Source organism: Vibrio sp. R10-SG3-ISO3 (assembly GCF_059834225.1).
Map to the genome: position 1 here is coordinate 1 of NZ_JCBDHE010000013.1, position 14564 is coordinate 14564.

A 14564-nucleotide genomic window follows, 5' to 3' on the forward strand; every position below is an offset into this window, starting at 1 on the left:
GACCAGTTAAGAGAGCAAGAGTCCACTGAACTGGTCTGCTCCGCTTTTGGTATTTCCACGTCCTGTTTCTATGAGTACAAGGCCCGAAAACGTAGTGTCAATCCTGAGCGACTAAAACTCCGAAGTGAGCTTCGTCGCCTATTCAAGGCGAGCCGTGGTTCTGCAGGGAGTCGTTCGCTAAAGTCAATGATGCAGGAGCTGGGGTATCAGGTTGGTCGTTTCAAAGTGCGTAGCCTGATGAAAGAGGCAGGATTGTTGTCTAAGCAACCTGGCTCTCATTCTTATAAATCAGCGCAGATGGAACGACCGGATATCCCGAATCGACTAGAAAGGGAGTTCGACGTTGTCGAACCTAATAAAGTCTGGTGCGGGGATATCACATATATCTGGGCTGGCAGTCGTTGGCACTACTTGGCTGCTGTTATCGACCTTCATACCCGGCGAGTCATAGGTTGGGCGATGTCAGAAAAGCCAGATGCAGACTTGGTTGTGAAAGCCCTAGATATGGCTTACCAGCAACGAGGATGCCCTCGTGGAGTCATGTTTCACTCAGACCAAGGTAGCCAATATGCGAGCCGGAAGTTCAGACAACGGCTATGGCGTTATCAGATAACACAGAGTATGAGTCGCCGTGGCAACTGTTGGGATAATGCGCCAATGGAGCGCTTGTTCCGGAGCTTAAAGACAGAATGGATCCCATCAACAGGCTACATGACTGCTCGAGAAGCGAGACGAGACGTGGGTCTGTTTTTGATGGATTACTACAACTGGCAGCGCCCGCATCAGCACAATGATGGGGTGCCGCCCGCTAAAGCCGAGAATCGGCCTAACAAAGTGTCCGGATTTAGTTGACCACTACAATCCAGCACCAATCAGCATGTCCGGTTGTGCTTCGCGAAGCAGGCGAATAGCCTCTGCTGCTGCATCAGAGCGGAAGGTGATTTCTGCTGCTGGAAGGCCGTTTTCAGCTAACACCTTACCAATTGGGATGATGTCTTCAGCTTTGTCGATTGTGATAACAGGGATGACTTTTAGTGCTTTTAGTTGTTCGTTAATTGTAGACATGATAAATCCTTAGAAATTAATTCTATTTTTGAAGTCACAACATCAGTGGCTGATTTGGGAATGATTGCGCCACGGTGTTGGATTACCACGCCGGCAAGTACATTGCCGCGTTGGCATGATTGTTCTAGGGAGCCTCCTGCTAAGTAGCAAGAGAGGAAACCACCGTTAAATGAGTCACCCGCTGATGTGGTATCGATGACAGTTTCGACTGGTATCGTCGGCACTGTGTAACTGTTGTCATGGCTAGTGTCACCAACAAGACAGCCCTTCTCACCCAGTTTGACCACAACCTTGGTGATTCCAAGGTTATGCAGGCGAGTCAATGTATCTTCAGCTGTTTTATCACCCCAGATCAGCTGTTCATCATCAAAAGTTACCAGCGCTAAATCTGTGGTTTGATACATTGCTTCGTAGTGTTCTTTGACCGTTCTTAGCTTGTCATTTGGCCATAGAGCTGGACGATAATTGCTGTCGAATGATACTTCTACGCCTTGACTGCGAAGATCAGCAAGCAGAGTGACTAGCTTGCTGCGGTCTTCATCAGGCAAAATCGCTAGGCTGATACCACTAACAAACACAATATCCATCTTCGTTAGAGATTGTTTAATACGGTTGAAGTTTGGATGTTGCAGTAGGTAGCGCGCAGGCGATTGGTTACGCCAGTACAAGAACGTGCGCTCGCCTTGGTCATCTAACTGAATGAGGTAAACGCCCGGGGTACGTTTTTCGTCATGCAGTACAAGGTCGGTGTTTATGCCTTCTTGCTGCCAACGAGTAATCATACCTTCACTCAACGGATCTGCGCCGATTGCCGAAACATAAGAAACGGTAATAGCTTGTTCTTTAGTATTGAGTTCACAACCGCGGCTTAGGTAAACCGCAGCGTTAAGTGTATCCCCACCAAAGGTTTGGTGCATTGCGCCGAACGGTTTGCCGTTGAGCTCAATCATGCACTCTCCAATTATTGCGATATTTTTCATAACCAGTTCTTACGCGAAGTAGCGTTTAGCATTGTTAAAGCAAATATCTTCAACCATTGGACCAAGCAGTGATATGTCATTGGGTACTTCACCTTTATCTGCCCAGCGGCCGATCATGTCACATAGGATGCGACGGAAGTACTCGTGACGGGTGTACGATAGGAAGCTGCGTGAATCCGTAAGCATACCAACGAACTGACTTAGTAGACCGAGTTGAGAAAGCTGTTCCATTTGACGCTGCATGCCGTCTTTCTGATCGTTGAACCACCAACCTGAACCGAACTGAATCTTGCCTGCGATACCACCACCTTGGAAGTTACCCATCATCGTCGCCATCATTTCATTATCACGAGGGTTTAGGCAGTAAAGAATGGTCTTTGGCAGCTCGTTGGTATTTTCCATATCATCTAACAGGTGTGCTAGCTCGAATGCGAAAGTACGATCGCTGATGGAGTCAAAGCCAGCGTCTGCGCCTAGTAGATTGAACATACGAGTGTTGTTGTTACGCTGCGCACCAATATGTAGCTGCATTACCCAGCCCAGTTTGGCATAGCGCTTGCCCAGCCATACTTGCACAGCGGTAGAGAACTGTGCACATTCTGTTTCGCTAAGTACTTCACCGTTTAATCGACGAGTAATCAGGCTATCAAGCGTTTTTTCTGATGGAATTTCGGCATAACGAACCACCTCAATACCGTGGTCAGCTGCACGACAGCCGTGAGCGTCAAAGTGAGCTAGGCGGTTATCGAGAGCATGAAGTAGAGCATTAAAGCTCGTGATCTCAATATCAGCAGCTTGACCCAGCAGAGTCATGTAGTCAGCAAAACCATCCAACTCAATCTTGAAGGCTTTGTCTGGACGCCAGCTCGGTAGTACTTCAACATCAAAGCTCTCATCTGCGGCAATGGCAGCATGATGTTCTAATGTGTCGATAGGATCATCGGTCGTTCCCGCCATCACTACGTTCATCTGTTTCATGATGCCGCGTGCAGAAAATTCAGGTGTTTGTAACAGCTCGTTGCATTCATGCCAAATGCTATCGGCTGTTTCCGCGTTAAGCAGCTTGTTTGTGATGCCGAATGGACGGCGAAGCTCAAGGTGAGTCCAGTGGAATAATGGGTTACCTAACGTCATAGGAACCGTTTTTGCCCACGCTTGGAACTTATCATACTCGCTTGCATCACCCGTAATTAGGCGCTCTTCAATGCCCGCAGAACGCATGCCACGCCACTTGTAGTGATCGCCTTCAAGCCAAATTTGACTCATGTTTTCAAACTGGCGGTTCTGTGCAACCTCTGCCGGATTCAGGTGACAGTGGTAATCAAAAATAGGTTTGTCAGCTGCGTGCTCATGGTAGAGACGGCGCGCCGTCTCATTGCTTAATAGGAAGTCATCACATAGAAAGTTTTTCATGTTTGTTTCCTTTTAAAGCGCAGCAACAGTCGCTCGTGCACCATTCTCGATAAGAGATTGGTACGCAGAGCTTACTGCATTGATAACTTGAGGATTTTGGCCGATTTCTGGAGCGAAGACGGCTTCGATAGACAAGAGCGCCGGAACGACAGAAACATTCTGACCATGCTCGTCACATACTGCTTTCAGCTGCTCTGCCATAGGGTCACGAACATCAATCTCGTTACCTTGCTCATCAACTGCTGAAACATAACGCATCCAACCTGCGATACCAGCCGCAAGCCATTTGAAGTCTGAACCTTGCTCTAGGTGGAAGCGCAAGCTGCCGCCCATACGCTGAGGGATCTTCTGACTGCCATCCATCGCAATTTGCCATGTTTTGTGCTTCAAGCTTGGGTTAGTAAAGCGGTCGATCAGTTGCTTCGCATAGCCTTCTAGGTCTGTACCTTCTGGCATGCTTAGCGATGGTGCTTGCGCTTGCGTCATCATGTCGAATGCTGCCTTGCGATAACCCTCGTCTGCCATGGTATCTGAAATGTGTGCGTAGCTGCCCAAGTAACCTAGGTAAGCTAGAAAAGAGTGGCTTCCGTTTAACATACGTAGTTTCATCTCTTCGTATGGCACGACGTCAGCAACAAATTCTGCACCAGCGATATTCCAGTCTGGACGTCCTGTAACGAAATTGTCTTCGATCACCCATTGACGGAATGGCTCACAGGCGATGCCACATGGGTCTTGCACACCAAGCAGTTCGGTAATTTCGTTCAGTGTTTCTTCTGTTGCTGCAGGAACGATGCGGTCAACCATGGTGCATGGGAAAGTCACATTTGCTTCAATCCATGCACCTAACTCAGCATCAAGCAGTTTGGAAAACTCAAGAATTGCCGCTTTTGCTACGTGACCGTTCTCTTGCACGTTGTCGCAAGACATCACCGTGAATGGTGCTAGACCACGCTCACGACGCACTTTTAGAGCCTGAACAATGTAACCTAGAGCCGATTTGGGCTGAGTAGGGTTTTGTAGGTCTGCAACAACGAGCGGGTTGTTCTTGTCTAATCGGCCCGTTGCTGGATCTGCACAGTAGCCTTTTTCAGTGATGGTCATAGACACGATAGCCACTTGCGGTTCTGCCATCTTTTCGATGACGGCATTGATGCCGTCAAAGCTCGGATGAAGAGACTCGTTGACTGAACCAATCACTTTTACGTCTGTTGATTCAGCACCTTTCTCTGCCACGGTGTAAAGATGGTTTTGCTCGCGTAAGGACTTAATGAGCTCCTCACCACCGAATAGGTTTACTTCACAAATGCCCCAATCACTGTCCGATTTACGAGCGACTTCGTCAGTGAACAGACCTTGGTGGGCGCGATGAAACGCGCCAAAACCAAGGTGAACGATTCGAGATTTTAGTTTTGAACGATCGTAAGTTGGTTGGGTTACCGCTTCGTTCAATGGTTGATTGCTAATGTTCGTCATGAATCTGTTCCTTAATTCGCAGCTGTTAGTGGGAAAGTGGCACCGTTATGGTAAGTTTCGCCGTTGATAATTAGCTGACGAGTTTCACCTTGAGGTAGGTTTAGCGTCAGTGCATCGTAAGCGGGTTTGAAATCGCCAGTGCGAGCGATGCTTAGTTCAATTGTGTTGTTGTTACATGTCATTTCTATGTCTAACGTGATGTGCTCACCAGATTGGTAACTATTGGTCTCGCCATCATCATCGAATAGGCTGCAAGTGCTGCAACCCACGCCTTGAATTGGGTAGATATTCAAACCACGGCGGTTATCTTTCTTCGCATCGACGTTAGCTATACGTTCACTGGTTGGGATGATAGAGCCTGCACGAGCAAGCAGTGGGATACGCTCTAGTGGTGCATCAATTGTGACTGTGCTACCAGAGCTGTACCATTGCCCTGTGTAGTAGTCGTACCAACCGTTTTGGTTGTTTGGCAAGTAAACCTCACGCTCGCGCTGACCTTCTTCAACAACTGAAGCAACCAGTAGATCTTTACCTAATAGGTAATCATCATTCTCTGCAAATGTGTTTACGTCGTGCTCATGGTCAAGGAACGTTGGACGAAGTATTGGCTCGTCGTGTGCGTGCGCTTGGTAGAGTGAGTCGTAGATGTATGGCAATAACTGGTAACGGATCTTCATGGCATCACGAATGATTGGTGTGACCGTTGGATGCATCCATGGTTCATTAACGCTGCCGTCATCATTCCAAGAGTGGATGGTGAAGCGAGGGTTCATTACCCCATTTTGTACCCAGCGAGAGAACAGTTCTGGATCCGGTTTTTCACCTGAGAAGCCACCTACATCGTGACCAAGGTTGTACAGACCAGATAGGCTCATACCTAGACCCATCTTGATGTTGTACTTCAAGCTCGTCCAGTTGGTGCGGTTGTCACCACTCCAAGTTTGAACGTAACGGTTCATGCCTGGGCAGCCTGAACGAGAGATTAGGTAGGGACGAATCTCTGGTGCGTACTCAACTTGTGCTTCGTACGATGCACGCATCATCAATAGTGGTTGTAGCGGGCGGATTAAGCTTACAGGGATCTCTTTACCAAAACCGAAGCAGCGAGCGCCTTTGTCCCAGATCTCATATTCGTTGTTATCGTTCCACGTTGAATCGATACCCTTATCTAGTAGCTGCTCTTTAACGTTGTCTTGCCACCATTTCACTGTTTCAGGGTTAGTGAAGTCGAGATGTGAGCCGTCTGAATCCCAGAATACGGAGTTTTCAGGTTGGTCGTACTCAGAATCCTTGATGAAAAGACCTTTCTCTTTCACTTCTTCAAAGCGAGGGTGGCTGTGAAGTAGGCAAGGCTTGATGTTTGCTGCTAGCTTCAAGCCGTTGTTATGGAAGTGATCCGCCATTGCATTTGGGTTTGGCACCTTGTCGTAGTTCCAGTTGAATACATAACGTAGGTCGCCAATCGATGTGTAACCTGAAGATAGTTGGAATGAGTCACATGGAATGCCGTGATCTTCACATTGGTCAACAAAACCCTCTAGTAGTTCTTGAGAGTTTGGTGCATCAGTGTAATGCATAGTTGAACCGCTGTAGCCTAGGCTCCATTTAGGGCCAAATGCGGTGCCACCCGTAAGGCGAACAAACTGCTTAGTCACGCTCTTAATGCTGTCGCCATACATGAAGTACAAGTCAAGATCGCCGTCTTCAGCACGATAGCTACGGTATTTGATGTGGTAGTTATCAAGCTCGTTGCCTAGGTCAAACCAGCAGCTTGCAAGGTTGTCGTAGAACACACCAAAAGAAGCTGCGCTCTCATCGGTGTTTGTCTTGGTGATGTAGAAAGGAACGTGTTTGTATAGTGGGTCAGTCTTGCTTGCATCGTAGCCCATTGCATCTAGGTTACGCATCTCGAAGCGGCGGCCTTCACGGTTCAGGTTGCCTGTTTTTTCACCCAGACCGTAGTAGTATTCGTCGTCGCCTCGGTTCATGAAGTGGCTGATGTCAGGCTCGGTTACACCAAGTTGATAAGCGCCCGTCTTACGGTCCTTCGTTAGCGGTAACCACTCTCCGTTTACCTTGTGTTCCCATTCCATCCATAGTGGTTGGTTTAGCGTAAGACGCAGCTCTTCTGTCTCAACAACCAATATTTCTTCATTATGAGTTAACTCAAAACTTGGTAGTGAGAAACCCTCAGTGGACATGCGGTCGCGACCTTCCCATGGAACATCTTGACCGTCTGGAGCAATCATCCAAGTGCGGTCTAGGCGTAGTTCATTTTTACGCTTGATGAGGACACGGATCAGGTTTGTTTCAAGCACGAATAGGTGCAGTGCGTGCTTTTCATCAACGTTTAGGATGATTTCGTTATTGTTCTGCTGATTGAAGGTCCAGTTTCTTAGGCTTTTCATTGTGAATTCCTGTCGAATGAGAGCTCGATATGAGGACTCTCTGTTTTATTTATTGAGTAACGTTATGTCTGCTAGGCGATTAGTAGCCCAGGAATAGCTGAGGTAGTGTCAGGCTGATTTGTGGGATGAAAGTCACCAGCATCAGCGCTAGTACCAATACCGCGTAGAAAGGCAGTAGAGGCTTGATAACTTTGTCGATCTTCACCTTGGCAACAGAACAGCCGATAAATAGTGCTGAGCCTACTGGTGGAGTACAGATACCGATTGCTAGGTTGAATGTCATCATGATACCGAAGTGCACAGGGTCCATACCTAGGTCCATTGCGATTGGCAAGAAGATAGGTGTGAAGATCAGTAGTGCAGGGGTCATATCCATGAAGATACCAACCACAAGAAGAATGATGTTGATGATCAGCAGAATGATGATTGGGTTTTCAGAGACAGCTAGTAGCGCATCACTGATCATGTATGGGATATCAGCGTTCGCCATTGCCCAAGACATGCCCATTGATGCGCCAATCAGCAATAGAACGATAGAAGTGGTTACCACAGACTCTAGGATGATAGATGGTAGCTGCTTAATCGAGACTTCACGGTAGAACACCACCGCCAGTAGCAAGGTGTAAACCACGGCAATTGCCGACGCTTCTGTTGCTGTAAAGATACCACCAATGATACCGCCCATGATGACGACGATTAAGCTCAGGCTTGGCAGTGCATCCCAAGTTTTCTTTAGAACTTCAGAGCCACTTGGCTTAGGAGAAACAGGGTAGCCTCGACGTTTTGCAATGATGCCCGCAACGATCATAAGGCTTAAACCCATGAGTAGGCCAGGGATGTAACCACCAAGGAAAAGAGCCCCGATTGATGTACCGCCAGAGATTAGCGAGTAAACGATGAAAGTGTTACTAGGTGGGATAAGCAAGCCTGTAGGACAAGAAGTAATGTTTACCGCTGCAGAGTAAGACTCGTCATAGCCTTCTTTTTTCTGTAGTGGCGCCATTGTGCCACCCACGGCTGCTGCAGAAGCGACTGCAGAACCAGAAATCGCACCAAACATCATGTTGGCCAGGACGTTTACGTGTGCAAGTGAGCCCGGCAGACGACCCCCCAGTACTTTAGCGAACTCAATTAGACGAAGTGCAATACCGCCTTGGTTCATGATATTACCCGCAAGAATAAAGAACGGGATTGCTAATAGTGCGAAGCTGTCTAGGCCAGAAGCCATTTTTTGTGAAATTACGGCGATCGCTGCATCAAATGGCAGAGAAAGCATAATAGTAAGTAGGGATGCGATACCAATCGAAAATGAAATTGGTACACCTAACCCTAGAAAGAGGAAGAAACTACCAAATAGTACAATAATGACTTGCCATTCCACGGTGATATTCCTTATTTATTATTCTTAGGATTAAGCTGGATTTTCTAAATTAGAAAGGTTGTCCATGATGTCTTTGATTAAATAAATCATCATGAAGACACCACTTAATGGAATAGCGGCATATATAAAGCCCATCTCTATTCCAAGAGCAGGTGAAACTTGACCGGTTGCGAGAGTTTTGAGCATTAATTTTCCGCCACCGTAAGTCAGAATAACTGAAGCGAAAACCATGCTAATGACATTGATGACTAGCCTTAGTTTTTCGTGTTTTGCCTTGTCGTGTTCCATCTTCATGGCAAGCAAGTCAATCGCTAGGTGACGCTTTTGACCTAGGGTATAAGCTGCGCCCATTAGACCTACCCAGATAAACAGAAAGCGGGCGACTTCATCGGTTATGGTGCTCGGAATATTGAGTACGTAACGAGAAAAGACCTGCCAAACAACACAAGCAACCAAAACACTACTCAGAGAGATACAGAATAAAGAAAGCACTTTATTCATTATCGTAATGAGCTTATTCATAAAGTCTCCTAGGTGACGAAAAATAAAGTTCGTCATGAGTGATATATAAAAGGGAATAATTCTTTAAGTTGAGCGGATTTAAACACAGACTTGTCAATTGGCACGTGATAGGAGTCACAGAAATATTGGTCAGGCCAATTTAATCGGTGAAAGTGTGGCATTGGTCAACCAATTGGTAATGTAGCCTTGAGAATTGAACAGAATTGGTTCAAATTGGATGGGTACTCAATAATAACTCGGCACTGATTAAAATTGGTTAACCGAGACTTACCAATTACTTGAAACAAATCATGGAGAACGAATATGCGTTGGAATAAGAAAGTATTAAGCACTGCGATGACTTGCGCACTAGCAGCGTCAACCAGCTTTGCAGCATCAGCAGCAACTACGCTTAAACTTAGCCACAACCAAGATCGTAACCACCCTGTACACAAGTCAATGCAATACATGGCTGACCAAGTAAAAGAATACACAGATGGCGAAGTTCGCATCCGTATTTACCCGAACGGTCAACTAGGTACTCAGCGTGAATCAATGGAGCTACTGCAAAATGGTGCTCTACACATTGCTAAATCTAACGCTAGTGAAATGGAGTCATTCGAACCTGCTTACGGCGCATTCAATATCCCTTACATCTTCCGCGACCGTGACCACTACTACCGTGCGATGACTGGCGAAGTTGGTGAGCAAATTCTAGCGGCATCTTACGACAAAGGCTTTGTAGGTCTAACTTACTACGATGCAGGCGCACGTAGCTTCTACGCAAACAAAGAAATTAAATCTCCAGAAGATCTAAAAGGTCTGAAGATTCGTGTTCAACCAAGCCCAACAGCGGTTGAGATGATTAAGTTGATGGGTGGTGCACCAACGCCTCTAGCATACGGTGAGCTATACACTGCACTACAACAAGGTGTTGTAGATGGTGCAGAAAACAACCCAACGGCGCTAACTAACTCTCGTCACGGTGAAGTATCGAAAGTGTACAGCCAAGATGAGCATACAATGATCCCTGACGTACTGGTTATCAGTTCTAAAGTTTGGGATGACCTAGGTGATGAATACCAACAAGCTCTGAAGAAAGCAGCGAAAGAGTCAATGATGTACCACAAAGACCTATGGACAGAAATGACGGACAAAGCGGTTAAGAAAGCTCAGAAATCAATGGACGTTAAGTTCGTTGCTGTTGAAAAACAACCATTTGTTGACGCAGTGAAACCAATGCACGATACAGCATTAGAAAACCCAGCAATTGCTGAGTACGTTCGTGGCATCGACGCACTAGCACAATAATTACAGAGATTAACGAAAGAGCGCAGAGATGCGCTCTTTTTGTTGGGAGCAATTAAGATGTTAGAACGTTCTGAGTTGGCTGAAAACGCAATTAACTGTCTGCACGATGAGCAATATGATGTGCCTTTCAACCTACAAAATCTAAATCATAACAATATGTTATTCATGGGCGACCGTGAAACAGAGTCATTAAATGGTCACTGGAACTTTGCGGTAGACCTATTGGATACAGGCTTGCGCCAGCGTTGGTACGAAATGACACCAATGCCAGCGGAAGAGCGCACCGAACCATGGGATTATGACCCTTACGTTGGCGAAACGACGCCGGTTCCCTCTAACTGGCAGATGCAAAAAGAGAAGTGGTATTTCTTTGAAGGCAGCGCTTGGTATACCAAAGCTTGGGACTACAACGAAAAAGAACAAGATGAACGTATATTCTTGCGTGTGGGTGCAGCTCAATATGACTGTAAGGTATTCTTAAATGGAGAGTTTATTGGTAACCACTATGGTGGCTCTACGCCGTTCTTCGCAGAGTTTACCGGTAAACTTCAGCCTGGTCGTAACTGGATTATGTGTTGTGTAAACAATACTCGTACTCTTGATAGAGTCCCAATGCGTAACACAGATTGGTTTAACTATGGTGGTATCTACCGAGATATTGAGATTGTACGAACGCCAACAGACGTACTGCGTGATCTTCACGTCTACCTCGTCCCTAACGGTGAGTATAACCAGATCCATGTTGATATTGAGGTTGAGGGGGAGCAAGCAGAGGTTGAGTTTGCGATAGATGAGCTTGGTATTAAGCAAGTGCTTACTGTAGACAATGGCAAGGCAAGCGCAGATATCATGGTATCTCCAGAGCTATGGTCTCTAGAAAGTCCGAAACTTTACGATATTACAGCGTGTTACGGAAAAGACAGTGTGAGTGATCGCGTTGGTTTCCGTCAAGTAGAAGTCATCGGCACCGATATTTACGTCAATGGTCTTAACACCTTCCTTCGCGGTATCAGTGTGCATGAGGATGATAAGACTCTGGGTAAAGTTGTGACCCCAGAGGACTTGAAGCGTCGTTTCCTGCATGCCAAAGAATTGAACTGCAACTACATGCGCTTTGCACACTATACCCACCATGAATTGGCAACCAAGATGGCCGACGAGATGGGGTTCTTGATTTGGGCTGAGATCCCAGTGTACTGGGCGATTGATTTTGAAAACTCAGCAACGTACGACGATGCTGAAAATCAACTACTTGAGATGATTAAGCGTGACAGAAACCGCGCAAGTATTATTATGTGGTCGGTAGGTAACGAAAACGCTGACACAGATGCGCGCCTTAACTTCATGTCGAACTTGGTTAAAGTAGCGCGTGAAAACGACCCATGTCGCTTAGTTTCAGCAGCCTGTTTGGTCAACCACGCTAAGAACAAGATTGAAGATCGCCTCGCTGAACACCTTGATGTTATTGGTATCAACGAATACTACGGTTGGTATGAAGAGGTGTTTGATGAGTTGATCGAGATTGGTGAGAACTCGAACCCTGGTAAGCCAGTGGTGATCTCAGAAACTGGTGCCGATGGCTTTATTGGAGAAGGTGCTCCGAAAACGGGGTTCTTCAGTGAAGCCTATATGGCTGAGGTGTACCAAAAGCAGATTGAATACCTGCAGCGTTTGGACTATATCAAGGGAATATCGCCATGGATCATGTACGAGTTCCGTGTTGAGCGACGCCAAAACATGTTCCAGCTTGGCTGGAATCGTAAAGGCCTTATCTCGAATGATAAGTTCACTAAGAAGACCTCTTTTTACCTATTGGCGGACTTCTATAAAAAGCTAATGCAAGAGCGATAAGACCTACCTCACAATTGGTCAACCAATTGGTTGACCAATTAAAATTCGCTGTTAAGATAAACTCAAACCTAAACAAAGATGTACTCATGAATATTGCAATCTCAACACCAAAACGCCTATATCAAGAAATCGGTCTTGCGCTGCATGAACGAATCAGGTCGGGTGAGTTTAAAGTGGGAGATCGCTTACCACCAGAACGCGATATTGCAGAAGAGATGAATGTCAGCCGTTCAGTGGTTCGTGAAGCCATAATCATGCTTGAAATACAAGGTTTAGTAGAGGTCCGTAAAGGTTCAGGAGTCTATGTTCTTAATGACTCAGCCGTAAGCACGCTTGGTGGTCCTGAAGAGACCAGCAGCCGTAAATCTTCAGATATCGGTCCTTTTGAGTTGCTCCAGGCTCGTCAAGTTTTAGAAAGTCAGATAGCTAGTTTTGCAGCACAGAATGTCACCAAGAATGATATTTCTAAACTTCGTGAAGCTTTGGATACAGAGCGCAAGCAATTAGAAACAGGTTTTGGTGATTATGATGGCGATGAGATGTTCCATCTTACGATCGCCGAAGCATCGCAAAATAGTGTATTAAGCGATATCGTCCAAGATCTTTGGGCTCGTAGAGACGAAAGTTCAATGTGGCGCCAACTACATGCGAGAATTACTGATATCAATTATAGGAAAGCTTGGTTAGAGGATCATGAGGTTATTTTGAGAGCATTACAACGGCGTGATCCTGAAGGTGCACGTAAAGCTATGTGGCAGCACCTTGAAAATGTAAAGCAAACATTATTTGAATTATCAGATGTAGATGATCCTCAATTCGATGGATTTCTATTTCGATAAAACTACAATTTACTTAAATCACATCAACACTTAACTAAGTATTGGGTTTGGAGGCTACTAAATTAATCTCCAAGTTCAGTAGTGTCTAAAAGTAGGTAGATAAATATGGAACAGACTTGGCGTTGGTATGGGCCAAATGACCCAGTATCTTTAGATGATATAAAACAAGCAGGCGCAACTGGTATTGTTAATGCCCTTCATCATATTCCAAATGGTGAAGTTTGGAGTAAAGAAGAAATTAAAAATCGTAAGGAACTTATCGAAGCGAAGGGGTTTGTTTGGTCTGTTGTAGAAAGTGTTCCTGTACATGAAGAAATTAAAACTCGATCGGGTAACTATGCTCAGTGGATAGAAAACTATAAGAATACGCTTATTAATCTAGCAGAGTGCGGTATTGATACGGTCTGTTATAATTTCATGCCCGTATTAGATTGGACACGTACTGATCTAGAGTACGAACTCGAGGATGGTTCAAAAGCGCTACGGTTCGATCAAATAGAGTTTGCAGCTTTTGACCTGTATATTCTCAAGCGTCCAGGCGCTGATTCTGAATACACAAAGAACGAAAAAGATGAAGCTCGTTGTCGTTATGAGGCCATGACTCAGAATGAAATTGAGAAGCTGACAGCAAATATTATCGCTGGTCTACCTGGGGCAGAAGAAGGCTACACTTTAGAAGAGTTTCAAACACGTTTAGATACCTATAAAGGTATTGATAAAGCCAAGTTGCGTGAGCATATGGTGTTGTTCCTCAATGAGTTGATGCCTGTATGTGAACAGTATGGGCTTAAGCTTGCCGTACACCCTGATGACCCGCCTCGACCAATTTTGGGGTTACCTCGTATCGTTTCTACAATTGAAGATATTGACGCGTTAACTAAAGCGGTACCAAGCCAAATGAACGGTATTACGATGTGCACAGGTTCATACGGTGTGCGCGGAGACAATGATCTAGTTAATATGATAGAAACCTATGGTGATCGTATATACTTTACTCATCTACGTTCAACTCAGCGTGAAGAAAACCCATTAAGTTTCCATGAAGCTGCTCACTTAGAAGGTGATGTTGATATGTATAATGTGATTAATGCTTTATTGAAGGAGGAGTACCGTCGTAAATGCGCGGGTGAAACACGTTTAATCCCTATGCGCCCAGACCATGGTCACCAAATGATAGATGATTTAAAAAAGAAAACTAATCCTGGTTACTCATGTATAGGCCGTCTAAAAGGTCTGGCGGAAATACGTGGTGTTGAGCTGGCGCTATCAAGAGCTTTCTATAGCTAATAGCATCAGATTTACATTTAACAGTTAAAAATCTGTGTAAGTCTATTTTCAT

At 45.6% G+C, this 14564-nt stretch carries 11 protein-coding genes and 1 pseudogene; 5 read left to right on the forward strand and 7 right to left on the reverse strand.

The genetic code is table 11. The features are described from left to right. The coding region (locus tag AC6R1A_RS02450; protein ID WP_500646139.1) for an IS3 family transposase at positions 1-852 on the forward strand (852 nt) is incomplete at its 5' end. 9 nt (positions 853-861) lie between these two features. Here AC6R1A_RS02450 and AC6R1A_RS02455 read toward each other — a convergent pair. The 7 genes and pseudogenes from AC6R1A_RS02455 to AC6R1A_RS02485 form a co-directional block, all read right to left on the reverse strand. Beyond that, positions 862-1065, reverse strand: a pseudogene (locus AC6R1A_RS02455) (bifunctional 4-hydroxy-2-oxoglutarate aldolase/2-dehydro-3-deoxy-phosphogluconate aldolase); the annotation flags it as partial. Next, on the reverse strand, positions 1041-2045 hold the full coding sequence (locus AC6R1A_RS02460; RefSeq protein WP_500638682.1) for a sugar kinase: 1005 nt from the start codon (positions 2043-2045) through the stop codon (positions 1041-1043). The pseudogene AC6R1A_RS02455 and the gene AC6R1A_RS02460, both read right to left, overlap by 25 nt. Positions 2046-2054: 9 nt before the next feature. Continuing rightward, complete coding sequence (gene uxaC, locus AC6R1A_RS02465) at positions 2055-3458, reverse strand: glucuronate isomerase (RefSeq protein ID WP_500632758.1); 1404 nt, start codon at positions 3456-3458, stop codon at positions 2055-2057. A 12-nt stretch (positions 3459-3470) separates the two neighbouring features. Then, positions 3471-4934: a fructuronate reductase gene (locus AC6R1A_RS02470; protein ID WP_500632759.1), complete on the reverse strand. Its 1464-nt coding sequence runs from the start codon at positions 4932-4934 to the stop codon at positions 3471-3473. 11 nt (positions 4935-4945) lie between these two features. After that, positions 4946-7342 carry a glycoside hydrolase family 31 protein gene (locus AC6R1A_RS02475; RefSeq protein WP_500632760.1) on the reverse strand — a complete coding sequence of 799 codons (2397 nt, stop codon included), beginning with the start codon at positions 7340-7342 and terminating at the stop codon, positions 4946-4948. 79 nt (positions 7343-7421) lie between these two features. Further along, on the reverse strand, positions 7422-8723 hold the full coding sequence (locus tag AC6R1A_RS02480; RefSeq protein WP_500632761.1) for a TRAP transporter large permease: 1302 nt from the start codon (positions 8721-8723) through the stop codon (positions 7422-7424). A gap of 30 nt (positions 8724-8753) precedes the next feature. Further along, the gene (locus tag AC6R1A_RS02485; protein ID WP_500632762.1) at positions 8754-9245 is read right to left on the reverse strand and encodes a TRAP transporter small permease; all 492 of its coding nucleotides are present in this window, start codon (positions 9243-9245) and stop codon (positions 8754-8756) included. Between the two features lie 303 nt (positions 9246-9548). On the opposite strand from AC6R1A_RS02485, the gene AC6R1A_RS02490 reads away from it, so the two are divergent. From AC6R1A_RS02490 to uxuA, 4 genes are all read left to right on the forward strand, one after another. After that, the gene (locus AC6R1A_RS02490) at positions 9549-10535 is read left to right on the forward strand and encodes a TRAP transporter substrate-binding protein (RefSeq protein WP_500632763.1); all 987 of its coding nucleotides are present in this window, start codon (positions 9549-9551) and stop codon (positions 10533-10535) included. 57 nt (positions 10536-10592) lie between these two features. Further along, entirely contained in the window at positions 10593-12386 is a 1794-nt protein-coding gene (locus AC6R1A_RS02495; RefSeq protein ID WP_500632764.1) for a glycoside hydrolase family 2 protein, read from the forward strand. Between the two features lie 86 nt (positions 12387-12472). Beyond that, positions 12473-13225, forward strand: coding sequence for an FCD domain-containing protein (locus tag AC6R1A_RS02500; protein ID WP_500632765.1), 753 nt, complete (start codon positions 12473-12475; stop codon positions 13223-13225). Positions 13226-13330: 105 nt separating this feature from the next. Next, positions 13331-14512: a mannonate dehydratase gene (gene uxuA, locus AC6R1A_RS02505; protein WP_500632766.1), complete on the forward strand. Its 1182-nt coding sequence runs from the start codon at positions 13331-13333 to the stop codon at positions 14510-14512. Positions 14513-14564 lie beyond the last annotated feature (52 nt).